General features: G+C 56.4%; 24 protein-coding genes, 2 tRNA genes and 1 pseudogene. 3 read left to right on the top strand and 24 right to left on the bottom strand.

What is annotated here, in order from left to right:
• Positions 1-124 precede the first annotated feature (124 nt).
• From ACO5R6_RS02660 to ACO5R6_RS02610, 11 genes are all read right to left on the bottom strand, one after another.
• Positions 125-415 (bottom strand): hypothetical protein, encoded by a 291-nt coding sequence (locus ACO5R6_RS02660; RefSeq protein ID WP_485625640.1) that lies wholly within the window; start codon positions 413-415, stop codon positions 125-127.
• A gap of 132 nt (positions 416-547) precedes the next feature.
• Positions 548-1,414, bottom strand: coding sequence for an adaptor protein MecA (locus ACO5R6_RS02655; protein WP_485625639.1), 867 nt, complete (start codon positions 1,412-1,414; stop codon positions 548-550).
• Between the two features lie 180 nt (positions 1,415-1,594).
• Positions 1,595-1,677, bottom strand: a tRNA-Leu gene (locus tag ACO5R6_RS02650).
• A gap of 123 nt (positions 1,678-1,800) precedes the next feature.
• Entirely contained in the window at positions 1,801-3,084 is a 1,284-nt protein-coding gene (locus ACO5R6_RS02645; protein ID WP_485625637.1) for a diaminopimelate decarboxylase, read from the bottom strand.
• Between the two features lie 127 nt (positions 3,085-3,211).
• Positions 3,212-3,284: transfer RNA gene (locus ACO5R6_RS02640), tRNA-Thr, on the bottom strand.
• Positions 3,285-3,390: 106 nt separating this feature from the next.
• Positions 3,391-3,948, bottom strand: a complete 558-nt coding sequence (gene efp, locus ACO5R6_RS02635; RefSeq protein ID WP_485625636.1) for an elongation factor P — start codon at positions 3,946-3,948, stop codon at positions 3,391-3,393.
• A gap of 137 nt (positions 3,949-4,085) precedes the next feature.
• Positions 4,086-4,547 (bottom strand): ribose 5-phosphate isomerase B, encoded by a 462-nt coding sequence (gene rpiB, locus ACO5R6_RS02630; protein WP_485625687.1) that lies wholly within the window; start codon positions 4,545-4,547, stop codon positions 4,086-4,088.
• A gap of 40 nt (positions 4,548-4,587) precedes the next feature.
• The gene (gene nrdR, locus ACO5R6_RS02625) at positions 4,588-5,049 is read right to left on the bottom strand and encodes a transcriptional regulator NrdR (protein WP_485625635.1); all 462 of its coding nucleotides are present in this window, start codon (positions 5,047-5,049) and stop codon (positions 4,588-4,590) included.
• Between the two features lie 45 nt (positions 5,050-5,094).
• Complete coding sequence (ychF, locus tag ACO5R6_RS02620) at positions 5,095-6,192, bottom strand: redox-regulated ATPase YchF (protein ID WP_485625634.1); 1,098 nt, start codon at positions 6,190-6,192, stop codon at positions 5,095-5,097.
• Between the two features lie 277 nt (positions 6,193-6,469).
• A complete protein-coding gene (locus ACO5R6_RS02615; protein WP_485625633.1) occupies positions 6,470-7,021 on the bottom strand; it encodes a DUF3793 family protein in 552 nt (183 codons plus the stop codon).
• 168 nt (positions 7,022-7,189) lie between these two features.
• Positions 7,190-7,603, bottom strand: coding sequence for a hypothetical protein (locus tag ACO5R6_RS02610; protein WP_485625632.1), 414 nt, complete (start codon positions 7,601-7,603; stop codon positions 7,190-7,192).
• A 21-nt stretch (positions 7,604-7,624) separates the two neighbouring features.
• Here ACO5R6_RS02610 and ACO5R6_RS02605 point away from each other — a divergent pair, with 21 nt between their 5' ends.
• From ACO5R6_RS02605 to ACO5R6_RS02595, 3 genes are all read left to right on the top strand, one after another.
• The gene (locus tag ACO5R6_RS02605) at positions 7,625-8,257 is read left to right on the top strand and encodes a YdcF family protein (RefSeq protein WP_485625631.1); all 633 of its coding nucleotides are present in this window, start codon (positions 7,625-7,627) and stop codon (positions 8,255-8,257) included.
• 92 nt (positions 8,258-8,349) lie between these two features.
• Complete coding sequence (locus tag ACO5R6_RS02600; protein ID WP_485625630.1) at positions 8,350-8,685, top strand: DUF6110 family protein; 336 nt, start codon at positions 8,350-8,352, stop codon at positions 8,683-8,685.
• Between the two features lie 3 nt (positions 8,686-8,688).
• Positions 8,689-10,776 carry a heavy metal translocating P-type ATPase gene (locus tag ACO5R6_RS02595; RefSeq protein ID WP_485625629.1) on the top strand — a complete coding sequence of 696 codons (2,088 nt, stop codon included), beginning with the start codon at positions 8,689-8,691 and terminating at the stop codon, positions 10,774-10,776.
• Positions 10,777-11,044: 268 nt separating this feature from the next.
• On the opposite strand, the gene ACO5R6_RS02590 is transcribed toward ACO5R6_RS02595, so the two are convergent.
• The 13 genes and pseudogenes from ACO5R6_RS02590 to ACO5R6_RS02530 all read right to left on the bottom strand — a co-directional run.
• On the bottom strand, positions 11,045-11,884 hold the full coding sequence (locus ACO5R6_RS02590) for a patatin-like phospholipase family protein (protein WP_485625628.1): 840 nt from the start codon (positions 11,882-11,884) through the stop codon (positions 11,045-11,047).
• Positions 11,885-11,914: 30 nt separating this feature from the next.
• The gene (locus tag ACO5R6_RS02585) at positions 11,915-12,700 is read right to left on the bottom strand and encodes a thiamine diphosphokinase (protein ID WP_485625627.1); all 786 of its coding nucleotides are present in this window, start codon (positions 12,698-12,700) and stop codon (positions 11,915-11,917) included.
• 10 nt (positions 12,701-12,710) lie between these two features.
• Positions 12,711-13,361 carry a ribulose-phosphate 3-epimerase gene (rpe, locus tag ACO5R6_RS02580; protein ID WP_485625626.1) on the bottom strand — a complete coding sequence of 217 codons (651 nt, stop codon included), beginning with the start codon at positions 13,359-13,361 and terminating at the stop codon, positions 12,711-12,713.
• 27 nt (positions 13,362-13,388) lie between these two features.
• On the bottom strand, positions 13,389-14,477 hold the full coding sequence (rsgA, locus tag ACO5R6_RS02575) for a ribosome small subunit-dependent GTPase A (protein ID WP_485625625.1): 1,089 nt from the start codon (positions 14,475-14,477) through the stop codon (positions 13,389-13,391).
• 57 nt (positions 14,478-14,534) lie between these two features.
• Positions 14,535-16,517, bottom strand: a complete 1,983-nt coding sequence (pknB, locus tag ACO5R6_RS02570; RefSeq protein WP_485625624.1) for a Stk1 family PASTA domain-containing Ser/Thr kinase — start codon at positions 16,515-16,517, stop codon at positions 14,535-14,537.
• 3 nt (positions 16,518-16,520) lie between these two features.
• Positions 16,521-17,264 (bottom strand): Stp1/IreP family PP2C-type Ser/Thr phosphatase, encoded by a 744-nt coding sequence (locus ACO5R6_RS02565; protein WP_485625623.1) that lies wholly within the window; start codon positions 17,262-17,264, stop codon positions 16,521-16,523.
• A 43-nt stretch (positions 17,265-17,307) separates the two neighbouring features.
• On the bottom strand, positions 17,308-18,348 hold the full coding sequence (rlmN, locus tag ACO5R6_RS02560; RefSeq protein ID WP_485625622.1) for a dual-specificity RNA methyltransferase RlmN: 1,041 nt from the start codon (positions 18,346-18,348) through the stop codon (positions 17,308-17,310).
• A gap of 18 nt (positions 18,349-18,366) precedes the next feature.
• The gene (gene rsmB, locus ACO5R6_RS02555) at positions 18,367-19,710 is read right to left on the bottom strand and encodes a 16S rRNA (cytosine(967)-C(5))-methyltransferase RsmB (RefSeq protein ID WP_485625686.1); all 1,344 of its coding nucleotides are present in this window, start codon (positions 19,708-19,710) and stop codon (positions 18,367-18,369) included.
• Between the two features lie 64 nt (positions 19,711-19,774).
• Positions 19,775-20,797, bottom strand: a complete 1,023-nt coding sequence (fmt, locus tag ACO5R6_RS02550; protein WP_485625621.1) for a methionyl-tRNA formyltransferase — start codon at positions 20,795-20,797, stop codon at positions 19,775-19,777.
• Complete coding sequence (gene def, locus ACO5R6_RS02545; protein ID WP_485625620.1) at positions 20,794-21,276, bottom strand: peptide deformylase; 483 nt, start codon at positions 21,274-21,276, stop codon at positions 20,794-20,796. Before def ends, fmt begins: the two co-directional genes overlap by 4 nt.
• A gap of 96 nt (positions 21,277-21,372) precedes the next feature.
• Complete coding sequence (gene priA / locus ACO5R6_RS02540; protein ID WP_485625619.1) at positions 21,373-23,619, bottom strand: replication restart helicase PriA; 2,247 nt, start codon at positions 23,617-23,619, stop codon at positions 21,373-21,375.
• A 2-nt stretch (positions 23,620-23,621) separates the two neighbouring features.
• Positions 23,622-24,062: an aspartate carbamoyltransferase regulatory subunit gene (locus tag ACO5R6_RS02535; RefSeq protein WP_485625618.1), complete on the bottom strand. Its 441-nt coding sequence runs from the start codon at positions 24,060-24,062 to the stop codon at positions 23,622-23,624.
• Positions 24,063-24,264: 202 nt separating this feature from the next.
• A pseudogene (locus tag ACO5R6_RS02530) lies at positions 24,265-24,785 on the bottom strand (aspartate carbamoyltransferase); the annotation flags it as partial.

Here is a 24,785-nt window from a genome sequence, read left to right as displayed (position 1 = left end):
CCCCTCTTGTCACGGCCCCGCAAGTCCTACAGACAAAAAGAGAGAGCCTCCCCTCTTGGCCGCATCCGATATGCGCCCGCGATCATGCGTGGTCGGCTCTCTTATATTGGTAAATATATGCGCTTTAGATTACATTCAACTGCAATCTCCTGCGATAGATGGGATCAATGCGGTCCAGGCTTCTCCTGGCCCGGTGATAGAGATTCCGGTTGATGGAAATCACGCACACCGTCGCCGCCCCGTGGTACTCCCTGCGGCGATAGAAGGGAACTCTCTTTACATTCAGAGAATAAGAAATCGAGTCCTCATTCAAGACCTCTATGGTGGAAGTGGAAGCCCTGTGGTTGGTTGACACGCACAGGACGACATCCTTGTTCATATGCTTGTCGAAGCGCAGCTCTCTTGTTCCTAACATGAATATCACCCCTGTTAGGACTATTTTACACAAGATCTAGCGAATCTTCCAGGAGATCCTCCACTAAATCTATGATTTCGGCAACTTTATCAAAATTGCAGGCTGTCACTAGATCTGGTATGTTCAATCTGCTCAATCCACAAGAGAGGTCAGCCGGCGGAGGGTGGCCACCGCAGGGTCGGCGACAAGCAACTTGGCATGCTCCCGGAAGGTCAGGAAACCCTCCTCCTCCGCGTACATAAAGTCGGCATACTCACAGATAGACAGGGCACACCTGGCCACATCGTCCACCTTATCCGCGAAGAAGAGGCGCAGGTAGTAGACCCCATCCCTTTGATAGAGCTCAGAGGGCAGATCCTTGGGCAGATCGGTATAGGTCAGCATGCGAAGCAGGTTCCCAAAGCAGGAAAACTCCGCCCAGAGGGGCTTGTCCAGCTGGGCCAGAAGGCTCTTGCGCTCAGCGGACTGGCGGGCGATCTCCTCTCCCATCCTGGCCATGGCAATGTCTGTCGCCGTAGGGGGCTGCTGGTTGAGATCAACTTCTGCAGAGGCAATCGCCGGCGCCTTGGCCGCATCCTTGCCATGGCTGACCCCCTGCTTCCGGCCCACAGCTGCCGGATCAGATGAAGAGATCGTGGAAGCGGACGGCTCCGATCCGGTCTTGCTCTCGCCCGAGTGGTCGGCTGCGTCCGGCTGCAGGCCCAGTTCATCCAACGTATCCTTGAGCTGATCGAGCATATCGTGCAGGCTCTCCGCCCTGCCGTCCGAAATCATCATAGAGACATCGCCGCCCGGCATGACAGACAGCTGGACAGAAAGGGCTTCTTCACTGGCTGTGAAGTCGACCTCCTCCTTGGCCTCCTCCAGGATGTGGCGGAGGAAAATCTCCGCCTTCTTGCGATCCTCCAGGAGGTCGTCCAGTTGAATGTCATAGCTGGACATCTCATCGGCCGTAATGGTACAGCGTATTGCGCTGTCACTGATTTTCTTGAACTTCAAATGGACTCACCTCCTCAATATGGATTTCTTACTTCTATTGTCCGCCAGCTAAGACCTGATGTCAAACCTGCCCGATCCACAGATATAAGAAGGAAGGCCGACCACTGTCAACCGCGCCGCAAATCAGCCGTCTGCGCGATCGATAGTAGCAAGCCTTCTTCTCACTGCCTCTTTGGCTTATGCAGGAGATGGGACTTGAACCCACACGATATTGCTACCGGCAGATTTTGAGTCTGCTGCGTCTGCCATTCCGCCACTCCTGCGAATGCCTCCGCTGAGGGCGGAACCATCAGCTGCTATACTATCACAGACCAAAAAGAAATTGCAAGGCGAAATCCGGGTGGGAGAAACCCAGCCGGTCGAGTCGCCTTACAGGGCCGGCCCTCTTACTTGCCGGCATCCCAGTTCATATGATCCAGGATATCGAAACAATCAAAGGTCGCGAAATAGTCCCTCGGAGTCTGGGCGCGCCGAATCAATTCGAAGCTCCCGTCCTCCCTTAGCAGGATCTCCGAGCTCCAGAGACGGCCATTATAGTTGTAACCCATAGAGAAGCCGTGCGCCCCTGTGTCATGAATGAAGAGGAGGTCTCCGGTCTCAATTGCGGGCAGCTTTCGGTCTATGGCGAACTTGTCATTGTTCTCACAGAGGGCCCCGGTCAGGTCATAGGTCTCGGTCAGAGGGGCGTCCTCCTTGCCCAGGACCGTGACGTGATGATAGGCCCCATACATGGCCGGCCGCATGAGGTTGGCCGCGCAGGCGTCCAAACCGATATAGTTCTTATAGGTGTGCTTGGCGTGAATGGCCCGGGTTACCAGACCTCCGTGGGGGCCCATCATAAAGCGGCCCATCTCTGTGTAGATCGAGACCTGATCCATGCCTGCCGGAACCAAGATCTGGTCATAGACCTTCTGAACCCCACGGCCGATTTGCTCGATATCATTGGAAGTCTGGTCCGGCCTATAGGGAATGCCCACGCCCCCGGACAGATTGATGAAATCGAAGTGAATCCCCACCTCCCGGGAGATCTCTACAACCAGCCGAAAGAGGGTCCCGGCCAGGGTCGGGTAGTAATCATTGGTCACCGTATTGGAGCAGAGGAAGGCGTGGATGCCGAAATGTCTGACCCCCTTTGCCTTCAGGATCTTATAGGCCTCAATGATCTGCGCATGAGTCATGCCGTACTTGGCGTCCCCGGGATGGTCCATAATCCCGTTGGCGAGTTCATAGGTGCCGCCGGGATTGTATCGGCAGCAGACCGTGTCCGGCAGAGGTCCCACATTCCTCTCATAGAAATCAATGTGGCTGATGTCATCGAAGTTAATGATTGCTCCGATCTCAGCGGCATACCGAAACTCCTCCGCCGGCGTGTCGTTGGAGGTGAACATAATCTCCTCCCCCTTCATCCCGAGGGCGTCCGAGAGCATAAGCTCGCTTAAGGAAGAGCAGTCCGTCCCGCAGCCGTATTCCCGCAGGATTCGGATCAGAAAGGGGTTGGGGGTCGCCTTTACGGCAAAGTACTCGCGGAAGCCCGGGTTCCAGGCAAACGCCTTCTTGACGGCGAGCGCCTTCTGCCGGATCCCTCTCTCGTCATAGACATGAAAGGGGGTGGGATACTTGGCCGCAATCTCCTCCGCCTTATCCCTGCTCAAAAATGGAATCTTGTCCATACCTTCACCTCCTGCGATGAAATCTAAGGGGCCTTCTTACAATGTGACAGCATGAGGAGAAAAAAGAAGGAACCGCCCACAGTCTCCTGTGGGACAGCCCCTTCTCTCCTCTCCTGAGGAATCTCAAAGCTAGCGACGGGAATCGGACCCGTGACCTCCTCACTACCAATGAGGTGCGCTACCATCTGTGCCACGCCAGCTTGTTGGCTCTATCGCCGACCTTGATAATATACTATAAGGCCAAGTTGCGTGTCAAGCAGCATTTTCCGGCTTCCGTCAAGCCCTTAGCAAAAGTCCCGATCGGGATTATACGCGCTTTAAGTACTCTCCGGTCCTGGTGTCAATCTGGATGACGTCATTCGTCGACACAAAGAGGGGAACCTGAACCTGGGCTCCGGTCTCAACCGTTGCCGGCTTGGTCGCTCCCTGGGCCGTATTGCCGGCGAATCCGGGCTCGGTCTCAGTGACGGCAAGCTCGACGAAGAGAGGGGGCTCGACGGCAAATACTTCTCCCTGGTAGGAGATCACCTTGCACATCTCATTCTCCTTGACGAACTTGAGGGCATCGCCGATGGCTTCCTTGGACAGAGCCACCTGATCGTAGGTCTCAACATCCATGAAATAGTAGAGGTCACCATCGCTGTAGAGATACTGCATATCCTTGCGGTCAATATGCGCGGCCTGGAACTTCTCGGTCGGGCGGAAGGAAGTCTCTACGACGCCTCCGTTCTTGATATCCTTGAGCTTGGTGCGGACGAAGGCAGCGCCCTTGCCCGGCTTTACATGCTGGAACTCAATGACCTGGCAGACCTTGCCGTCGTACTCGATTGTAACACCATTTCTGAAATCGCCTGCTGTTACCATTGTGATGATCCTCCTCTATAATCCTCTCGCATAAGCCTGCAGAGACGCATCATTCTGCCTCTTGATAAATCTACAGATTGCTCCTTATTATAGCGAAAACCCATCGGGCACGCAAGCCCGCAGGGCCTCTGCCCAAGTCACAGCTCTTGCCCCGCCTTCGTCCGCTGCTCAATCTCCCGGATCAGCTTTACCCGCTCTGCATGGCGCCCTCCCAGGAAGCCCGCTCCCAGATAGGCGTCTAAGATGGCCCTGGCCATCTCCGCTCCCACGATCCGGGCTCCCAGACAAAGAATATTGGCGTCGTTGTGCTCTCTGGCCAGGCGGGCGGAGACTGGGTCGGAGACGCTGGCCGCCCGGATCCCCTCGACCTTATTGGCCGCAAGAGACATACCGATGCCGGTGCCGCAGATCAGGACCCCGCAGGAGACTTCTTTTCCTGCGACCGCCCTGGCCACTGCTTCTGCGTAGTCCGGATAGTTGACGCTTTCCTCTTCGTCCGTGCCGAAATTCACAACTTCATGGCCCAGCCCCTCCAGATATTCCTTCATCTCGAACTTTAAGGCCGTAGCCGCGTGATCATTGCCGATTGCAATCTTCATCTTCTCTCCCTCATCTGACAGGTCGACTGCGCTTTGTCTCTCACTTCTTGTCATTCTTGAGCATCTTGGTCAGTTCCTGCATGAAGGTGTCCACATCCTTGAACTCCCGGTAGACAGAGGCGAAACGGACATAGGCGACCGGGTCAAGCTCGGAGAGCTTGTCCATGACAATCTGGCCGATCCTGGTCGACTCGATCTCCTTGCTCTCTCCGGTGAAAATCAAGGCTTCGACCTCATCAGCCAACCGGTTGATCTGATCCACGGAGACCGGGCGCTTGTGGCAGGCGCGGATGATTCCTCCGACCACCTTGTTGCGGTCATACTGTTCCCTGGTGTTGTCCTTCTTGATGACGATCAGGGGGATGGTCTCCACCTTCTCGTAAGTTGTAAAGCGCTTCTTGCAGTCATCGCAGACTCTTCTCCTGCGAATGGACGTATTGTCGTCCGCCGGCCTGGAGTCAATCACCCTGGTGTTGTCACTGCCGCAAAATGGACATTTCATAGCCGTATCCTTCCCTTTGATCCTCTCTGATCGCTTGATACACCTTTATACATTGAAGCGGAAATTGATGATATCTCCGTCCTCAACCACATATTCTTTGCCCTGCAGGCCGACCAATCCGGCCTCCTTCGCCGCGTGCATACTGCCCTGTTCGATCAGGTCAGTGTACTTCACCACTTCTGCCGCGATAAATCCTCGCTCGAAATCCGTGTGGATCTTGCCGGCCGCCTGGGGCGCCTTGGTCCCCTTTGTAATGGTCCAGGCCCGGGTCTCATCCTCCCCGGTAGTCAGATAGGAGATGAGTCCGAGAAGCTCATAGGAGGCCCGGACCAACTTATCCAGTCCTGACTCCTTTAAGCCCAGGTCCTCCAAAAAGGCCTGCCGCTCATCATCCTCAAGCTCGGAGATCTCCGCCTCCATCTGGGCACAGACGACGAAGACCTGTGCCTTGTGCTCCCCGGCATAGTCGCGGACCTTCCTGACATAGGCATTGTCCGCCCCGTCATCAGCCATGTCCTCCTCAGAGACATTGGCCGCGTAGATCACCGGCTTGCCCGTCAGAAGGTCATACTGGCTCAGGTATTTGTCCTCATCCTCATCCGCTGTCCGAAAGGAAGAGGCCATATTGCCCTCCTCCAGGAAGGCGTAGAGGCGGCTCAGCATTTCCGCCTCCTTGCGGGCGGTCTTATCATTTCTGGCCTGCCTTTCCACCTTAGACCGGCGGCGCTCTATGATCTCCATATCGGAGAAGAGCAGTTCCAGGTTGATGGTCTCAATATCCCGGATGGGATCCACCTGTCCGTCGACATGGATCACGTTGCTGTCATCGAAGCACCGTCCCACATGGACGATGGCATCGCACTCCCGGATATTGCCCAGGAACTGATTGCCCAGGCCCTCTCCCTTAGAGGCCCCCTTGACCAGTCCGGCGATATCGACAAATTCAATCACAGCCGGAATGGTCTTCCTGGAGTGATTCATCTGTGAGAGAACACTAAGACGCTCGTCCGGAACAGACACCACGCCCACATTGGGGTCAATGGTACAAAAGGGATAGTTGGCCATCTCTGCTCCGGCCTTGGTCAAAGAGTTGAATAAGGTGCTCTTCCCCACATTGGGCAGGCCCACGATTCCGAGCTTCATGCTGCTTTATCTCCTTATTATAAAAACGATCGTTTCATCGCGCTGCTGATGCTGTGGCAGTCCTTTCTGCCGGCCTCTATTCGGCAGCCGGAGGGAAAGCCCTTGCTATGATACCATGTTTCTTCTTATTATCAAAGTTATGAGGGGGATCCGCGCAAGGCGCAGAATCCCCCTCGAATACCGTATTCAACTCATAGATACAGATTTTCTCTTGCAGGCCTCTTAATACAGGTCTTTCGATCCAGGTTTTTCGATCCAGACCTTTTAATACAGGATGTCAGACGCAGACGGTCAGTTGCTCTATGGTCTTCCCCTTTTTGTACTCTCGTTTATAGCAATCCAGACACCGCCTGTATCTCTGAAAGATCTCCTCTGCCCGGTCCCGGTTCTCATAGACCTTCCAATAGCCAACGCACTGTACGCCCCGGCTGGAACTCTTGATAAAGCCCCTGACATCCGCCGGCGGATATCCGAGAAAGAGGCCGATCTCATGGGGGAACTCTTCATCCGCCACAAGATGCTGCAGGAGCTTTACCAGACAGGACTTGGCATTCCCCGGACAGTATCCTCTCTTTTTCAAGATCTCTATGGCATCCGGATCCAGAAGATCCCGCTTGAGAAAATCCGGCCGATAGAGATAGATCAGGGCCCGTCTTCCCTCTCTCTGAACCGGGACGGCTCTCACTCCGCATTTCTTTAGAATCCGGTTAATCTCCCTGGCCTCTCGGTAGAGGTCTTCCTTGGATCCGGCCGGAATGGAGAAGAGACTTCCGGTCTTAATCGCGGCCAGGGTAGGAGCGCAGTGTTCAATCAGATATTCTTCCGGCATCAAGATCTCCAATCCAATGCTTTTCCAAGCGGTTCCTGTCCGAATTCCTCAATCGGTTGATATCCCCTTGGTCTCTCATGTTTGCTCTCATATGTGATTATTTGTTAGATATAGCTAACTTATATCATATCCCCTTTCTTTCTCCTGTCAAGAGATGAACCGGATGTGCTATGATGGACCTGCTATGTCGATTGATTCTTTCCCTGGAGGTATCCCATGTATATCCTGGCTGTCATTCCGGTTCTCCTCTTCCTTTTTTTCTTCCTGAGGGATAACCGCAGTCTCTGGAATCCTCCCCTCTTTATCTTTGCTCTGGCCTCTGTCTATCTGTCCCTTGCCGCTGCCCTCGGCCAATTCAACTCCACAGCTCCCTCTGTCTTTCTCCTGGCTCCCTTTGCTCTTTTCCCTCTTCTTGTCTTCTTGAGCGCCTTCTTTCTTATTTATAACGGAATCGTCCTTATCAAGAAGGAGGGCCGGTCTAAGGCCAATTTCCTGTCCATCGGCCTGGGTCTTCTCATCCTCCTCTTCTTCCTCCTGGTCTTCTTTTATTTCTCCGACTCCTCCCGCACCATTCGCACCCATCCGTGGCTCTGCATTCCTTTTATGTTCTTCTTCTACAGCTGCTTCATCTTCGGCTTTGCCTTCTTCAGCTACATGCTCTACTCCGCCCTCTATCTCATCGTTCCCAAGCGAAAGCACTATGACTTCATCATCATCCACGGGGCCGGTCTCCTGGGCGGAGAACGCGTGACCCCCCTCTTAAAGCGGAGAATTGATAAGGCCGTAGAGGCCTTTCACAGGTCCTCCAACCCCGATGTCATGCTGATCGCCAGCGGAGGCCGCGGTCCCGATGAGAAGATCAGCGAGGCAGAAGCCATCTGCCAGTATCTGGTCACAGAGACCGATGTGCCAGCCGACCGGATTCTCCTGGAAGACCGGTCCAAAAACACCTATGAGAACCTCCTCTTCTCTAAGAAAATCGGACAGACCTACATCGCCTATCCCCGCTTTCTCTTTGTGACCAATGACTATCATCTCTATCGGACCGGCACCTACGCCCGTCAGCTCGGGATGAAGGCAGATGGCCTTGGATGCAAGACCGCCGGCTACTATATCCCCTCTGCTTTCATCCGTGAGTTCATCGCCATCTGCCTTCGGATCAAGTGGGTCTTCGTCCTCTTGTATGCCCTGTTTATCATCTTAATCCTCAATGCCTATCGGGGTATCCTCTGGTAGAATCGGTTTTCTTATCCGATCTCTCGTGCTACAATAGGTCCGTTATTATTGGATTGAGCGTAACGCTCGTTTATCATTCAAGGAGGAAACCTATGTTTCACTGGAATCGAATCGGACTCTTTGTTGGCGGCGTAATCTTCGGCACTGCCGGTATCAGTATATTAAAGAGCGATGATCTGAAGAAGGCCTACACCCACTGCACCGCGGCTGTGCTCAGGGGCAAGGAGAGCGTGATGAAGACCGCTACTACGCTCCGGGAGAACTGCGACGACATCTACGCTGATGCCCAGGACATCAATGAGAAGCGTGCCAGGGAGGCTGAGAAGAAGGCGATCATCGACGCCAAGGCCAAGATTGAAGAGGCGACGGCCCATCTCAAGGAGCTTGAGGCTGCGCAGAGGGATGCCGCAGCTGATGCTGAGGAATAAGACATGAATTGTCAGATTCTGCACGAGTCTTCCGGCCGCATGCGCGTCCACATTGACGGCTTTCGCATGACCCTGGACCAGGCAGATTTGGTCGAGTACGGCCTGGTCCACCGGGACTTCATCCGGTCGATCAAGGTCTATGACCGCACCGGTGACGCCATCATCTCCTATCGGAGGGGCTGCCGGAAGAAGGTCATAGAAGCCCTGGCCGCCCTTGACTATGAGGACCCCAAGATCCGTTCTCTGATCCCGGAACATTCCAGCCGGGCCATGCAGCGCAGGTATGAGGAGAAGCTTCTCTTCGGAATCCTTTTCAAGGCCTTCCGCAGTCTCTTCTTCCCTGTCGGAATGAGATCGGCCTTCACTATTTTTTGCGCCTTCCCCTACTTTATCAAGGGGCTTCGATCCCTCATATCCGGGAAGATTGAGGTATCCGTCTTAGATGCGGCTGCCATCGGGACCTCCCTTCTGCGGAGAGACTTCAAGACCGCCGGAAGCATTATTTTCCTCCAGCATATTGGCGATATTCTGGAGGACTGGACCCATGAGAAGTCCGTCGATGATCTGGCTGAGATGATGAGCCTGCATGTGGACCGTGTCTGGGTTCAGACCGAGACTGGCGATGAAGTTCTGATGGCGGTACACGACATCCACCCGGGTGACCGGATTGTTCTTAGGACTTCCAATGTCATCCCCCTCGATGCCACTGTCCTCTCGGGACAAGCCAGTGTCAACCAGGCCTCCATGACCGGAGAGCCTGCCGCTGTCTTCAAGAGAAAAGGGTCTTCTGTATTTGCGGGTACCGTCGTCGAGGAAGGCGAACTGGTCTGCTCTGTGACCAAGGAGGTCGGCAGCGGCAAATACGACCAGATCGTCAAGATGATCGAGGACTCGGAGAAGCTAAAGAGCAACACGGTCAACAACGCCTTTCATCTGGCGGACGGTCTGGTCCCCTGGGCCTTCGCCGGTCTGGGACTGACCTATGCTCTGACCCGCAATGTCACAAGAGCCCTGGCCTTTCTCATGGTGGACTTCTCCTGCGCCCTCAAGCTCTCTATGCCCCTGGCGGTCATGAGTGCCATGCGGGATGCGGGACGACATAATATTTCGATTAAGGGCGGCAAGTACCTGGAGGCCGTAGCTACGGCCGAGACCATTGTCTTCGACAAGACAGGGACCCTGACCCACGCCAGCCCCCAGCTCGCCGACATCGTTACCTTCGGCGCCTGGGATGAGACCGAGGCCCTCCGCCTTGCGGCCTGCATGGAGGAGCATTTCCCTCATTCCATCGCCAACGCGGTTGTCCAGGCAGCCAAAAAGCGGCATATCATTCATGAAGAGACACACGCCAAGGTCGAGTACATCGTAGCCCACGGCATTGCGACCAGCATTGACGGAAAGCGCGCGGTCATCGGGAGCCATCATTTCATCATGGAGGATGAACATATCCGGCTGTCTGATGAAGACCGGGAGAAGCTGGGCCGGATTCCGCCGGAGTACTCTCCCCTCTATCTGGCTGTCGACGGCCGCTTGGCCGCAGTTCTCTGCATCAACGACCCCATCCGCCTGGAGGCCGCTGAAGTCATTGACCGCCTGCATGCCCTTGGGATCAACAAGGTCTGCATGATGACCGGGGACAACCGGAACACGGCGGCCTCCGTCGCGAGCAAGCTCCATATTGATGAGTTCTACGCGGAAGTTCTGCCCGAGGACAAGGCGGCCTTCATCCGTCGAGAGCATGAGAAGGGCCGCAAGGTTCTCATGGTCGGGGACGGTATCAACGACACGCCGGCCCTGTCTGAGGCGGATGCCGGCTTCGCGGTCGCCAACGGCGCTGCCATTGCAAGGGAAGTTGCGGATATCGTTATTTCGGACGGGTCTCTTGAGAACCTGGTCACGGTCCGCCGGATTGCTGTCCTGCTCTTTGACCGAATTCACACCAACTATCGGACCATCATGGGCTTCAACGGGAGCCTGATCGCCCTGGGCGCCCTGGGTCTTCTCTCTCCGGCGACGGCGTCTCTGCTCCACAATATGTCCACGATCGCAATCGGCCTCTACAGCATGACTCCGGTCATCAAGGAGGACTGATCCGGCAGAATCAGAGAAAGGAGGACTTTCCGTGAATTACTACAAGTACCATAAGTACAGCGCCATCATCATGATGATTGCCGCGCTTGTCTGCCTCTGGAGCGGTCACAAGATGACCGCAAGGCACAAGGCCTAAGCTCCTGTGCAAGACAAGAGAGCAACAAAAGAAGAGGAGTTCTCTGACCGCCCCATCGGCCAGGCGGAGAACTCCTCTTCTTTCGCTTTTCTTTTCAAATCCGCTGTGACTTTTCCGGATCGCAAGCTCTTTTCAGGCCCGCAGGAAAGCTGCCGCGCTCTCCCCCATGGCATAGCCCTCTTGGTAGAGGGCATCCAGTTTCTCAAGATCTCGCGTCAGTGTCTTGAGCCCGCTGATATTGCCGGGGGCGGCAATCATAGCTCTCCCCTCCTCCTCCAGCCTCTTGACCTGCTTCAGCTGATAATTATAGAGGTAGCTCCTGTCGGCCAGCTTCCGGGCCGATGCCGGGTAGGCAAAGCGCAGAAATGCGGCATAATTGCGGTCCGTCTTTCCTTCCCGCATCAGGGTCTTCGGCCTGGTCAGGATGACGAGGAGGCGGTCGCAACCCTGTGCCAGCGCCCGCTTAAAGGGAATCGGATCGGAAATACCACCGTCGAAATAGCTGTAATTTCCGATTCGGTAAGGCCTGCAGACAAGAGGGACACAGGAGGATGCCTTCAGGACATCATAGTTATCCTGGCAGATATGATCCCGGTTGAAATAGACCGGTCTACCGGTCACGGCATCTGTTGCCACCAGCTCAAAGATCGTCGGATCCCTGGAGAAAGCCGGATAATCGATCGGATACTCCCCGCCCCGGTTGGAGAGCTTGCCGTAGCCATAGTCCAGGTTAATGACCGACCCGGTTCGAAACAGCTGGCCCATTCCCATGTAGTCCTTGCGGAAGACATAGTCCTCGTAGAATTTATAGTTGCGCCCCCTCTGCCCCGCCAGATAGGAAATGCCATTGGCGCTGCCGGCGGAGACGCCGATGAAGTAGTCCACATGCAGGTCCGCATCCATGAAATAGTCCAGGATACCGGCCCCGAAGATATCTCTTGTTCCTCCCCCGACATCTACAATTCCCAGCACTTCTCTCCTCTTTTCTCTGCAATCGCAAGTCTAGTCCTGACTCTCGATCAACAGCAGACATCCCTCCCGCAGAGAGAGGGAGGCCCTGCTTACAATCTCGTTGCTCACTCCCCTGGATGAATAGAGGTCCAGGTCCGCATCCTCCAGAGGATAGGCCGTACCCCTGAGGGTTACTCCCCTGCAGGGACCTCCGAAGGGGATGAGAGACAGGTATGTGCCCCACTGGTCCTCTCGCGCAAGCGTCAGAGGATGATCCGGATCCACAAGCCGAATTCGATTCCGGGGATCCAGGATACAGGAGGGAATCCCCCTGCCGGCCCGCGCCCCAAGAGCCTGTCCCAAGACGGCAATCGATCCCAGGACGTGGTCCAGGCGACTTCCCGTAGCGCCCAGGATCACGATAGAGTCGATCTGATGGCTTCCCAGCTCTACAGGCAGTTCCTTCAGGTCTTGCATCTTTCGCTCCTGCGGGGGAAGACTCTGATAGTGGTCTCGGTCTAAGAGCAGGGCCAGGTTCAGGGCGGCCTCCGTGTCCGTGTCATCCTTTCTGGTCGGTAGGACGATGAGGGGAAGCTTCTCCTCCTCCAGTTTCCGCCGGTCCTCCTTCCCTGTTGAGTCGAAATCCCCGATGAGATAATCCGGTCGGAATCCCAGGCGATATAAGAGGCAGCCACCCCGGTCAGCCCCGATCAGGATCGGACCTCCCGGAGCAGCTGACAGCTTCTTGTCCTTATCCCGGCGCAAGCCCGCCCGGATCAGAATATCCGCCGCAAAGTTATCATCCAGCGCTCCCCCGCTGACAATCCATACTTGCATAAAAAGGCCTTCACTCCATAATTTCTAAAAACTTCTGGACATTCTCGGCCGCATCTCCCCGGTAGACGGCAGACCCGGCCACAATGATATTGGCACCGGCATCCAGGACATCCGAGACATTGCCCAGATGTATGCCCCCATCGACCTCAATATCGATGTCCAGGCCCTTCCTGTCCATAAGGAGGCGGAGCTGCTGGATCTTGTCAAGGCTATAGGGGATGAACTTCTGTCCACCGAACCCCGGATTGACCGTCATAAGGAGGACCATATCCAGCTGAGGCAGGATGTAATCGAGGACGGAAAGGGGCGTGGCCGGATTGAGTGCCAGACCGGCCATGACCTTCTGCTCCTTGATGGCGGCAATGGTCCGATCCAGGTGCCCGGTCGCCTCGGCGTGGACCGTGATAATATCCGCCCCCGCTTCGGCCATATCCGGGATGAAGCGAATGGGTTCATACACCATCATATGGACGTCGAGGATTCTCTCTGTGTAATTGCGGATCGACCTGACCACCGGGGCACCGATGGTAATATTGGGCACGAAACGGCCATCCATGACGTCCACATGGATATACTGAGCTCCGGCTTCATCGACCAGGGCGATATCATCTGCCAGATGACCGTAGTCAGCGGACAGGATGGAGGGGGACAGACAATTCATAGCTTTCCTCTCTTGCTGGGTGCAAAGTCAATATCTCCTTCTCTCGGCCAACTCCGTGTACATCTGCAAATAGGAGTCGTAGCGGCTCTGAGAGATCTTACCGTCCGAGAGCGCGCTCTGCACGGCACAGCCCGGCTCATGTATATGGGTGCAGGGCTGGAATTTGCAGGCGCTCATATAGGGTAGAAATTCCGGGAAGAAGAAGGCCAGGTCTTCTTTCTCAAAATCCGGCACATAGAGGCTTGAGAAGCCGGGCGTATCCACAATGAAGCCCCCGGCTCCCTGATACATGTCCCGGATCTCCTCCCTCATGGCCGCAGGGGAAATCTCTGCCAAAACTCTGGACGCGTCCTCAATGAAATGCGTATTGACCGGAAAATCTTCTCTCTTCTCCTTCTCCCTCTGCCCCGTCTGGCCCTGACTTCCGTCACAAGTCCCGCTGCTTGCGCTTGCCCCGGTCTTTGGATCTCCCCTGTGATAAGGGGACTCTCTCAGGGGGATCAGTTCGCTGTGCCTGGTCGTATGCCGGCCCCTGCCCAATTTGACGGAAATCCTCCCCGTCTGCATATGGGCCGCGGACTGCAGGCAGTTGATCAGAGAGGACTTGCCCACGCCGGAGGGGCCCGCCACCGTCGTTGTCTTGCCTGACAGCTGACGGCGAATCTCATCGATCCCGATGTCTTCCTTGGCTGACATGAAGTGGAGGGGGTATCCGCTGGCCGCGTAGATGCCCCGGATACGCTCGAGCGCCTCCTCATCGACCAGGTCCACCTTGTTGACCAGGATGGTCGTCGGGAGCTGGGCCTGCTCCATCATCACCAGAAATCGGTCCAGAAGGTTGAAGTTGGGCTTGGGCTGACTGGCGGAAAAGATCACCAGGGCCTGGTCTACATTGGCTACGGCGGGGCGGATCAGCCGGCTCTTGCGATCCATAATGGCCCTGATATTACCCTCAGCGTCAAGTGGGTCTGTGATCTCGATGTCCACGGCATCTCCCACCATGGGCCTGATCTTCTTTCTCCGAAAGGCCCCCCTTGCCTTGCACTCATAGATGCCCCTTCCCCTGACATAGACATAGTAGAAGCCGGCGATCCCCTTGATGATTTTCCCTTGCATCCGATTCCTCCGCTGGCACAACAAAGACGTCCGGGGAAACCGGACGCCTGAATCTTGCTACTGCTTGACGAAAGAGACCGCCGTAGATCCGGTCGTCCCCCCCGACCAGGAGAGGGTTCCGCTCGATGTCTGGATATTCTCCACAGACAGGGTCTCGGTCTTTCCTGCGGCGACCTTCCAGGTCCGAAGGGTCTTGCCGGCTGTGTCCTTCAGGACATAGGTCACCTCGCTGCCCGTGCTGTTGGTGACAGACTGGGAGAAGCGATAAGCGGCCGTCTCCTTGCCCTTGGAGAGAACGATGTTCACTGCCGTCCCCTGGTCTGTGTACTGACCGGCGCTCGGGTTCTGGGATATCACCTTGCCGGCCTCCACACTGTCGCTGTAGCTGGAAGTCACATTGCCCAGGGTTAACTTGGCGGAAGTGAGGGCGCTGACCGCCTCCTCCTTGGTCTTGCCGCTAAGGCTTGGGATCTGGACTGCCTTGGCCCCCTGACTGACAAGCAGGGTCACCTGGCTGTTCTTGGCCAGCTTGCTCCCGGCGACGGGGTCCGTGCTGATGACGACGCCCTTCGCCGCCGAGGAGGAGTACTGGTATTGGACATTCACGGTCAGTCCCGCCCCCTTCATGGTCTTCGTGGCGGCGTCCTCGGTCTGCCCGGTCACATCGGGCACCTTGATCTTGTCAGATCCCGTGGAAATAGACAGGATAACGGTAGACCCCTTGTCCACCTTCTTTCCGGCTGTCGGATCCTGCTCGGCCACAAGACCCTTGTCATAATCATCCGATTGAGTGCTCACGGTATCCACCTTAAGGCCCATTTTGGTCAGGGTGTTTCTCGCATCCTCCTCACTTTTGCCGGTCACATCCGGTATCCGGATCTGACTGGTCTGTTCCGTAGTGTTGCCGAATCCCTTGAACCAGCCGAAGAGAGAGCCGAATACATAGACCATAATAACAACAATAATAATCGCCGCGACCACACCGCCGATGGTGATAGCCTTCTCGATTTTCTTGCGGTTCTTCTTGTCCTCAGGGACAATTGCGGCAGCCTCAGCCTCACGCTTGGCCGGCAGGCTCTCATCTGCCCCGGCTTCCTGCTTCTCCCCGTCATCTTCCTCGTAGGCGCCGGCCTCTCTCTTGATCTCTTTCAACTCGGCCTCGGTAATAACCTTGGTCTTGTCGTCATCAACGATCGGCGCAATGCTGATGAAGTCCTCATTGGGTGTAACCAGGGCCTTGCGCAGGTCTAAGAGCAATTCCTCCATATTCTGGTAGCGGCGATCCGGACTCTTCATCGTCGCCTTCTCTATGATATGCTCCAGACTGATCGGCAGGTCCTCCGCAAGGTCCGAGGCCTTGGGCATCTCGGACTGGAGGTGCTGCAGAGCCACGGCAACCGTGGAGTCTCCGTCGAAGGGCACCCGACCGGTGGCCATCTCATACATCACAATTCCGAGGGAGTAGATGTCGGACCGGTAAGTTACATAGCCGTTCCTGGCCTGCTCCGGCGAGGTATAGTGGACCGACCCCATCATATCCGCATGGACCGTATTCGATGAGACCGCCTTGGCGATGCCGAAATCCGTCACCTTCACCTTGCCGTCCTTGGAGATCATGATGTTCTGGGGCTTGATGTCCCGGTGAATGATCCCCTTGTTGTGGGCAGCCTCAATGCCGCGCGCCACCTGGATGGCAATGGAGATGACCTCCTTGTAGTTGAGCCGGCCCTTCTTCTCGATATAGGTCTTAAGGGTCACGCCCTCGACGATCTCCATCACGATATAGTAGAGTCCGTTCTCAGATCCAACATCATAGATATTGACGATATTAGGATGTTCCAGGCCGGCCGCTGACTGGGCCTCCTGCCGGAACTTGGTGACGAAGGTCATGTCATGAGAGAAGTCCTCCTTTAAGACCTTGACTCCCACATCTCTTCCCAGAAGATGATCCTTGGCCTTGTAGACATCTGACATGCCGCCCGTTCCGATATTGGCGATAATCTCATACCGATTCGCAAGAAATGTTCCATTCGCTAACATAGACTATATCCTCTCCGGGTCAACCACAGGATCAATGACGATAACGGAGATATTATCCTTTCCCCCGTTGAAATTCGCCAGTTCAACCAGCCGCTCAACCCTGGCAGAGGGGTCCGGCTCCGCGTTCACTATTCGAAGGATCTCCTCCTCGGCCACCATATTGGTCAGACCGTCGGTACATATGAGAATCTGCTCCTTGGGCTGCAGGAAGAGGTCGAAGTAGTCCGGATGGACCTCGGACTCCACGCCGACCGCCCGCGTGATGATATTCTTGTTGGGGTTGTGCATGGCCTCATCCCTGGTCATCTCCCCCTTGCGCCTCATCTCCTCTACCAGAGAGTGGTCGCGGGTCACCTGACACAGGCCGCTCGGATCCACCAGATAGAGGCGGGAATCTCCCACATTGGCCACATAGAGGTGCTGTCCGCATATCGTCGCCGCCACCAGGGTTGTCCCCATCCCTCTTTTGCTCTCATCGGAGGCGGCCATCTCATAGATGATGCTGTTGGCGTCCGTGATCGCCTGGTTTAATACGGCGACCGGCTCCTTGAATGCGGAGGCTTCGACGGTGGCGACGACCTGGGCGACCGCCTTGGAAGAAGCGTATTCTCCAGCCTTATGTCCGCCCATTCCATCCGCAATCACAAAGAGGTTGGACAGAGGTCCGACAGGTTCCGAAGTCGCATAGACATAATCCTGATTGCTACTTCTGACCTGCCCGACGTCGGTTTTTGAAGCAATTAACATATCGCATCCTTACTGCGTCAAGTAAAAAGGGATTTCCCGGGAGCTAATCCGCCTCGTGCATCTTCCTGCGCCGAAGCTGGCCGCAGGCCCCATCGATATCCCTGCCCATTTCTCTCCTAATAGTAACATTTACGCCATATTTTTCAAGTTTCTGCCGGAAGGCCTCAATGGCCCTTCTCCCTGACTGGCGGAAATTGCGCTCCTGAATCGGGTTGACCGGAATCAGGTTGACATGGGAGGGGATCCCTTTGAGAAGTCCCGCCAGACGGGCGGCGTCCTCCCCTGAGTCATTGACTCCGGCCACCAGGGAGTACTCGAAGGTCAACCGCCGGCCGGTCTTATGAAAATAATACCTGCAGGCGTCTAAGACCTCTTCCATCCCATAGCGGTCAGCGATGGGCATGAGCTGTCTTCTCACTTCCTGGGAGGATGCGTGCAGGGAAATCGCCAGGGTGATGGACATCTGAAGGTCGGCCAGGTCTCTGATCCGGGGAACCAGCCCGCAGGTGGAGACGGTGATATTCCGCCCGCTGATATGAAGTCCTCTCTCATGGCAGATCAGTTCAATGAATCGAACGACATTGCAGAAATTATCAAGGGGCTCACCGGTCCCCATCAGAACAATGTTCGAGACCCGCTCTCCTGTAGCCCTTTGAATGCGATAGACCTGGTCCAGCATCTCCGCCGGGGTCAGGTTCCTGACCCATCCGTCAAGGGTGGAGGCGCAGAACCTGCACCCCATCTTACAGCCCACCTGGGTGGAAATGCACACGCTGTTTCCATGGTGGTAGGGCATGAGCACGCTCTCCACCATATTCCCGTCCGCCAGAGCAAAGAGGTACTTGCGCGTCCCGTCCAGACGGGAGATCTGGCAGTCCTCCTGCCTCAGGACGGTCAAGTCGGCCTCCTGCGCCAGATACTGACGCAGTTTCCCGGGGAGATTGGTCATCTCGTCCCAGCCTGCCGCCTGTCTCTGGTGGATCCAGGCATAGATCTGGTCTGCCCTGAATTTTTTCTCCCCCAGGGACTCGATATATGCTCTTAGCCGGTCCAAAGTCATGGACTTGATATCGACCTTTGCCATGGTTCTCCTCTCTGCGGATCAGGCCCTGCGAAAGACTGCGATGAAGAAACCGTCAACCCCCGATTCGTCCGGCAGAATCTGTTCCTGAGACAGCCTGTGAAAATCCCGGTTTTGGGCCAGAAAGTAGTCCGCATTGTCCTCATTTTCCTGCCTGGAAATCGTACAGGTGGAATAGATCAGGGTCCCCCCCGGCTTGACGTAATTTTTGACCACAGAGAGGATCTCCCTCTGCAGACCGGCCAGAGAGGCCAGGTCCTCCTCCTGCAGGCGGTAGCGAATCTCCGGTTTCCTTCCGATGACGCCAAGGCCTGAGCATGGCAGGTCTGCCAGGACGATGTCATAGGCCCCATGGCTGGACGGATCATCTACCCTTGCGTCATAGACCTGGGCCGAGATATTGTCCAGATGAGAGCGGGCGATATTCTCCCGGATCCTCTCCAGCTTGCGCTCCGTCAAGTCGCGAGCCAGAACGGTCCCCTCGGGCCCGGCTTTTGGCACAACTTTTGGCCCGGCCCCCGGGTCCGAGATTCCTCGCTCTGCCTCCAAGTGCGCCAGTCGTTCCGCCATGTGCAGGCTCTTTCCCCCGGGAGCAGCACAGACGTCTAAGACCCGGTCTCCCCTGCGAACGGGCGCCCGGTCAGCTACCAGCATAGAGGAGATATCCTGTACATAGAAGAGCCCCTCCTGATATGTCGCAAGACCTTGAAGGCTGTCATAGCCGCTGATATAGAGGGCATACTCCGGTTTCTCTGCCTGGATGACCGCAAGCCCCTCCTCTTTCAGTCTCCTGATCAGATTCTCAGTGCTTGTTTTGGCAAGATTGGTCCGAATACAGGTCCTCTTGGGCGCAAGAAAGGCCCGGAAGATCCGCTCGCACTCCTCTCTTCCGAAGCGGTCCAGCCAGGCTTCCGTGAGCCAGGCCGGCATGGAATAGCGGATGTCAAGCGGCGCCCCCTCCAGAAGAGACAGGGCCTCCTGCCTGTGGCGGGCAATATTGCGGAGGAGGCCGTTGACAAAGCCCTTGAGAGGCGAGTATCGGCGGGAAATCAGCTTGACCGACTCATTGCAGGCCGCGGAGTCCGGGACCGCCTCCATGTAGAGAAGCTGATAGAGGCCCATCCGCAGACTGTTGCGGATCATTGGCTTCATCTTCCGGACCGGGGTTCTGGAGTAGTGATTCAAGACATAGTCCAGGCTGATTTTCCGCTCCAGCACACCCTCTGTGAGCCGGCTGATGAAGGCCCTCTGCCGCTTGTCCAAATAGGCGTATTTATCAAGAACTGCCTGCAGGAGGAGGTGGGAGTACTCTCCCCTCTCCAGAACCGCAGACAGTATCTCCAGTACAATTTCTCTCTCGTTCATATGCAGCAATGCGCTCCATCCCTCTCTCATTCCCGGGATCATTTTCAGGATCATTCTCAGCTTTTCATGAACCCAGGATATCCCCGACCTCAACCTTGTGACCGCGAAGGAAGTCAGCGGCAGACATCTGTCTCTTGCCCGCCTTCTGCAGCTCCTCTAAGCGCAGGAGACCCCTCCCGCACTTGACATAGATGGCATCGTCCGTCACCGCAAAGATGCTGCCGGGCGAGACGGTCGAGGACCCGATGCTGCTGATCGGCCCCGGCACAGAGTGATCGCCGGAAGCAGTCCGGTCTCCCGCATCGCGAGGATCTTCCGCCTGTTCACACTCATCCTCCAGGACACCGGCCCGCCAGATTTTAAGGCTTGTCCCCCGGTAGGATGTGAAGGCAGAGGGCCAGGAATTGAGTCCCCGTACCATCCGCTCCAGCTCCTCCGCCGGACGGCTGAAGTTGAGACGGCCCATATCCTTCTGGATCATGCCGACATGACTGACCTGACTCTCCTCCTGAGGTCTCGGCCGGATCTCTCCCGCATCCAGGCCCTTGAGCGTCCTGACAATCAGGCTGCGGCCCAGAAAGGCCAGGCGGTTGAAGAGAGACTCCCCCGTCTCGTGCGGATCCAGGATAATCTCCTCCTGCTCCAGAATATCGCCGTCGTCCAGGCCCGGCCCCATCTGCATGGTGGTGATCCCGGACGTCCGGTCCCCATTTAGAATCGCCCACTGGATGGGAGATGCTCCCCGATACTTTGGCAAGAGAGAGGCGTGCACGTTGACGCAGCCCAGGCGGGGCAGCTCCAGCACTTCTTCCGGCAGGATCTGCCCGAAGGCGGCCACAACCGCCACATCCGCAGGATACTGCCTCAGCCTGTCGATTGCCCGGGGATCCCGAATCCTGTCGGGCTGAAAGACCTCGATGCCCCGGTCCGCCGCATAGCGCTTGACCTCCGGCGGACACAAGATCCCCTTCCTGCCTCTTGGCTTGTCGGGCTGTGTCACCGCCAGGACTATCTCATACCCCGCCGCAACAAGCGCGTCTAAGATCTGGACAGCAAAGTCCGGGGTCCCCATAAAGATGATCTTCATTCGGTCTCCTCTTCCACATCGTATTTGACGTCCATCAGGGGTCCCTCAGCGATCTCTGTGTACATGTGTCCGTCCAGGTGGTCCAGCTCATGGCAGATGGCTCTTGCCAGAAGGCCGGTCCCCTCGACGGTAAATTCCTTCATGTCCCGGTCCAGGGCCCTTGCAATCACATGGTCGGGCCGGGTGACGATGGCGGCCTTGCCCGGAAGAGACAGGCAGCCCTCCTCCCCGGTCTGCCGGCCGTCCCTTGCTGTAATCCGGGGGTTGATCATGACCAGGGGCCCTTCTCCCACATCAATGACGACAATCCGGCGCAGAACCCCCACCTGGGGCGCCGCAAGACCGACTCCGTTGGCCTCATACATGGTATCAAGCATATCTTCAATCAGATTTCTCTGACGATCGGACAGTTTGGTCACCGGTCTGCATACCTTCTTTAAGATGGGGTCTCCATCCACACGAATTTCACGAGTTGCCATTATTTCCTCTCCCGGATGAAAAGGGATTTTTCTCAAAAGCCCTGTCATCACAGCTTTTCACAACAATACATAGACGGACCCTGCCTCCGGCAAGTCTCAAAAGGCGTTCATAGGGTCAAAATCAAACCAGACCCGGACCTTCTGCAGGGACCGGTCTTCTAACAGGAGCTTCTCCACCCGCTTCTTGTCCTCGATCAACAGATCATAGCTCTCATCCCTGAGATAAATGGCCCACCGATAGACATCCGCAAGCTTTGGGATCTGTGCCTTGACCGGCCCGTCGATCTTGCCGTCGGGCCTGGCCCTGCGCAAGAATTCCGCCAGAAGGGCGGCCGCCCTCTCTGCCTCCGGCTCAAAATCCGACAGGACCTGAACCAGCAGCATATGGCAGGCAGGTGGATAAGCCATCAGAGTCCGATAGGCGATCTCCCGGGCATAGAAGCTCTCGTAATCCTGCCCGGCCGCGCACCGGATGGCAAAATGCCCGGGCTGGTAGGTCTGAATGACCATCTGACCCGGCTTGTCTCCCCTGCCGGCCCTCCCTGCCGCCTGACAGAGCAGCTGAAAGGTCCGCTCCGCCCCCCGGAAGTCGCTGGAATTCAGGGAGAGATCCGCCGCCAGAGCGGCCACCAGAGTGACATTGGGAAAGTCGTGTCCCTTGACAATCATCTGCGTTCCGATCAGGATGTCTGCCTCCCGGTTGGCGAAGGCCGCGAGAATCCTCCTGTGCCCCTCCTTGGACCTGGTGGTGTCCGCGTCCATCCGGAGGACTCTGGCCCGGGGGAAGGCCTTTCGGACAAGTTCCTCGAACTTCTCGGTTCCGGCCCGCATACCGCCGATATACCCGGATCCGCAGGAAGGACACACTGCCGGACGGACCGTCGAGTAGCCGCAGTAGTGACAGCTCATTCGCCCGTTTTTGTGCAGGGTCAAGGAGACGTCACAGTGGGGGCATTTTATCACAGACCCGCAGGACCGACAAGAAACAAAGCCAGCCATCCCCCTGCGGTTGACAAAGAGCATGGTCTGCTCTCCCCGGCTGAGCCGGTCCCGGATCAATTCTCCCAGGCGGCGACTGATAACGGACCGGTTTCCCTCCCTAAGTTCCTCCCGCAGGTCCACGATCTGACAGGTCGAAAGAGCGCGATTCCCGATGCGAGAGGGCAGGGTGAGGAGAGTGTACTCTCCCCTCTTCGCCCTTGAGAAGGCCTCCAGGGATGGCGTCGCGGACCCCAGGACCACCGAGGCTCCTGCCAGTCGCGCCCGCTCGATCGCCGTCTCTCTGGCGTGATACTTGGGCACGGTCTCCGACTTGTAGGAATTCTCATGTTCCTCGTCAATGACAATCAGTCCCAGCTTCTGAAAGGGACTGAAGAGGGCAGACCTGGGGCCGACCATGATCCTGACCTCCCCGGACTTGGCCCTCTCAAACTGCTCATAGCGCTCTCCCGCCGACATGCGGGAGTTCAAGATGGAGACGCCCTTCCCAAAGCGGCGGACAAAGCGCATGACGGTCTGATAGGTCAGGGCGATCTCCGGGACGAGGACAATCGCCTCCTTGCCCCGGTCCAGAACCCGCGCGATCATCTCCATGTAGACCTCGGTCTTTCCGCTTCCGGTGACCCCATAGAGGAGGTAGGTCCCGCGCCTGCCCATATCCCAGTCGGCGGCGAAGCGGTTATAGGCCTGCTCCTGCCACTTGTTCAGGCAAATCTCACCGGAAGACCTCTCTTTATCCTTCTCTTTGTCCGCCATCGGCTTCCGGGACGCAGAAGACTCGGTGACTGAGATCCAGCCCCTCTTCTCCAGGTCCCGAATATCGGAAGAGGGAATTTCCAGTTCCTTCCTGGCCAGGTCCCAGGACAAGCGCCCCTCCCGGACCAGGGCCTCCACCAGGCGCTCTTTGGAGGAAGAATGCCTCTTTCTTGATCTCATGGCGCAAAGCTCTTCCCGAGCCCGGTCTGCAGATAAGACCAGGGCAAGCTGCCTCTTCTTTTGGGCAGCTGTCCTTGCCTTGACCGGGAGGACGGTCTTGAGCGCCTGGTTTAGGGTGGACCCATAGTGGTCCTTCATCCAGACGGCCAGAGCAATCAACTCAGATTCAATGACAACCGACCCTCGCACGAGCCCATCCAGAGGACGGATCCGCTCCGGATCCAACTTAGCTTCCTCCGAGATGCCGACCACATAGCCCCGAATTTTGCGCCGGGTCGAGCCGAATGAGACCTCCACCCGACTTCCGATCGCAAGCGATGCCTCTAATTCCTCCGGAATCCGATATTGAAAGCTCTTATCCAGTTGTCCCCGGGAGATGTCAACGATGACATCGGCATACTTGGTCATAATTATCTCTTGTGATCTCCCCGCTTGTACTGCTCCTCACAATACTTGCAGCGATAGACCTCATTCTCTTCATCCGTCAGGATAAAGATCTGATCCAGTTCCTGCTCAATGGAGGAGATACAGCGGGGATTCTTGCAGCGGATGACATTCTTGATTTGCTTGGGAAGACGGAGCTTGCGCTTCTCACAGATCTGATTGTCCTGGATGACATTGACCGTGATATTGTGATCAATAAAGCCCAGAACATCCAGATCAATGGCATCGATCGGGCACTCCACCTTGAGCATATCCTTGCGTCCCATCTTGTTGGACCTGGCATTCATGATCATGGCCACCGTGCAGTCCTTGTCCCTAAGCCCCAGGTCATTGTAGATCCGCATGCTGGTTCCGGCCTTGATGTGGTCGAGCACAAAGCCCTCCCGGATTCCACTGATATTAAGCATTGACCGCCTCCTTTCTGCTCCCTGTGTCATCGGCTCGCTCAGATCCCGGGCAAGCCTCCCCGGCACATCCCCGGCCTGTCTGACCCTCAAAAGGCCTGTCCGCGGCGGTACTGCCGGCCGAATCAGAAGCGACCGGCTCCGTCCCTCCAAGGACATCTGACTTTCCCAGGCGCTCTGTCTGTCCGAGGACATCTGACTTTCCCAGCAGAGAGAGAATCAGTGCCTGGCGAATATAGCGCCCACACTCGACCTGGCGGAAGTAGGCCGCTCTCGGATCCTGATCCACTTCAACAGAGATCTCGTTGACACGGGGCAGGGGATGGAGAACGAACATATCCTTTCTGGCCCTTTTCATCTTCTCCGGGGTCAGAATGTAAAAGTCCTTCATGCGCAGGTAATCCTCCTCATTGAAGAAGCGCTCCTTCTGCACTCTGGTCATGTAGAGAATATCCAGTTCCGGCATGAGTTCATCCAGGCTAACCACCTCCCGATAGGGAATGTGATTGGCCTCCAGGACATCCTCTCGAATGTAGCCGGGCACGCGCAGCTCCGGCGGGGAGATAAGCACAAAGGAGATGCCCTCGTAGCGGGACATGGCCGTGATCAGAGAGTGGACCGTGCGGCCGAACTTGAGGTCCCCGCAGAGGCCGACCACAAGATGATCGATACTGCCCCTGAGCGTATGGATGGTAAAGAGATCTGTCAAAGTCTGGGTGGGGTGCT

It is taken from the genome of Shuttleworthella sp., assembly GCF_057251025.1.
The sequence above is the reverse complement of the archived record's forward strand: the minus strand, read 5'-3'. Positions and strand labels throughout refer to the sequence as shown.

What these genes read in the sequence shown, in the direction of transcription:
- ACO5R6_RS02660 (WP_485625640.1), bottom strand. Translation starts at nt 415, where the DNA reads ATGTTAGGAACAAGAGAGCTGCGCTTCGACAAGCATATGAACAAGGAT.
- ACO5R6_RS02645 (WP_485625637.1), bottom strand. Translation starts at nt 3,084, where the DNA reads ATGGACAAGATTCCATTTTTGAGCAGGGATAAGGCGGAGGAGATTGCG.
- efp (WP_485625636.1), bottom strand. Translation starts at nt 3,948, where the DNA reads ATGGTAACAGCAGGCGATTTCAGAAATGGTGTTACAATCGAGTACGAC.
- rpiB (WP_485625687.1), bottom strand. Translation starts at nt 4,547, where the DNA reads ATGAAGATTGCAATCGGCAATGATCACGCGGCTACGGCCTTAAAGTTC.
- nrdR (WP_485625635.1), bottom strand. Translation starts at nt 5,049, where the DNA reads ATGAAATGTCCATTTTGCGGCAGTGACAACACCAGGGTGATTGACTCC.
- ychF (WP_485625634.1), bottom strand. Translation starts at nt 6,192, where the DNA reads ATGAAGCTCGGAATCGTGGGCCTGCCCAATGTGGGGAAGAGCACCTTA.
- ACO5R6_RS02615 (WP_485625633.1), bottom strand. Translation starts at nt 7,021, where the DNA reads ATGCCGGAAGAATATCTGATTGAACACTGCGCTCCTACCCTGGCCGCG.
- ACO5R6_RS02610 (WP_485625632.1), bottom strand. Translation starts at nt 7,603, where the DNA reads ATGGGTGCGAATGGTGCGGGAGGAGTCGGAGAAATAAAAGAAGACCAG.
- ACO5R6_RS02605 (WP_485625631.1), top strand. Translation starts at nt 7,625, where the DNA reads ATGTTCTTCTTCTACAGCTGCTTCATCTTCGGCTTTGCCTTCTTCAGC.
- ACO5R6_RS02600 (WP_485625630.1), top strand. Translation starts at nt 8,350, where the DNA reads ATGTTTCACTGGAATCGAATCGGACTCTTTGTTGGCGGCGTAATCTTC.
- ACO5R6_RS02595 (WP_485625629.1), top strand. Translation starts at nt 8,689, where the DNA reads ATGAATTGTCAGATTCTGCACGAGTCTTCCGGCCGCATGCGCGTCCAC.
- ACO5R6_RS02585 (WP_485625627.1), bottom strand. Translation starts at nt 12,700, where the DNA reads ATGCAAGTATGGATTGTCAGCGGGGGAGCGCTGGATGATAACTTTGCG.
- rpe (WP_485625626.1), bottom strand. Translation starts at nt 13,361, where the DNA reads ATGAATTGTCTGTCCCCCTCCATCCTGTCCGCTGACTACGGTCATCTG.
- rsgA (WP_485625625.1), bottom strand. Translation starts at nt 14,477, where the DNA reads ATGCAAGGGAAAATCATCAAGGGGATCGCCGGCTTCTACTATGTCTAT.
- pknB (WP_485625624.1), bottom strand. Translation starts at nt 16,517, where the DNA reads ATGTTAGCGAATGGAACATTTCTTGCGAATCGGTATGAGATTATCGCC.
- ACO5R6_RS02565 (WP_485625623.1), bottom strand. Translation starts at nt 17,264, where the DNA reads ATGTTAATTGCTTCAAAAACCGACGTCGGGCAGGTCAGAAGTAGCAAT.
- rlmN (WP_485625622.1), bottom strand. Translation starts at nt 18,348, where the DNA reads ATGGCAAAGGTCGATATCAAGTCCATGACTTTGGACCGGCTAAGAGCA.
- rsmB (WP_485625686.1), bottom strand. Translation starts at nt 19,710, where the DNA reads ATGAACGAGAGAGAAATTGTACTGGAGATACTGTCTGCGGTTCTGGAG.
- fmt (WP_485625621.1), bottom strand. Translation starts at nt 20,797, where the DNA reads ATGAAGATCATCTTTATGGGGACCCCGGACTTTGCTGTCCAGATCTTA.
- def (WP_485625620.1), bottom strand. Translation starts at nt 21,276, where the DNA reads ATGGCAACTCGTGAAATTCGTGTGGATGGAGACCCCATCTTAAAGAAG.
- priA (WP_485625619.1), bottom strand. Translation starts at nt 23,619, where the DNA reads ATGACCAAGTATGCCGATGTCATCGTTGACATCTCCCGGGGACAACTG.
- ACO5R6_RS02535 (WP_485625618.1), bottom strand. Translation starts at nt 24,062, where the DNA reads ATGCTTAATATCAGTGGAATCCGGGAGGGCTTTGTGCTCGACCACATC.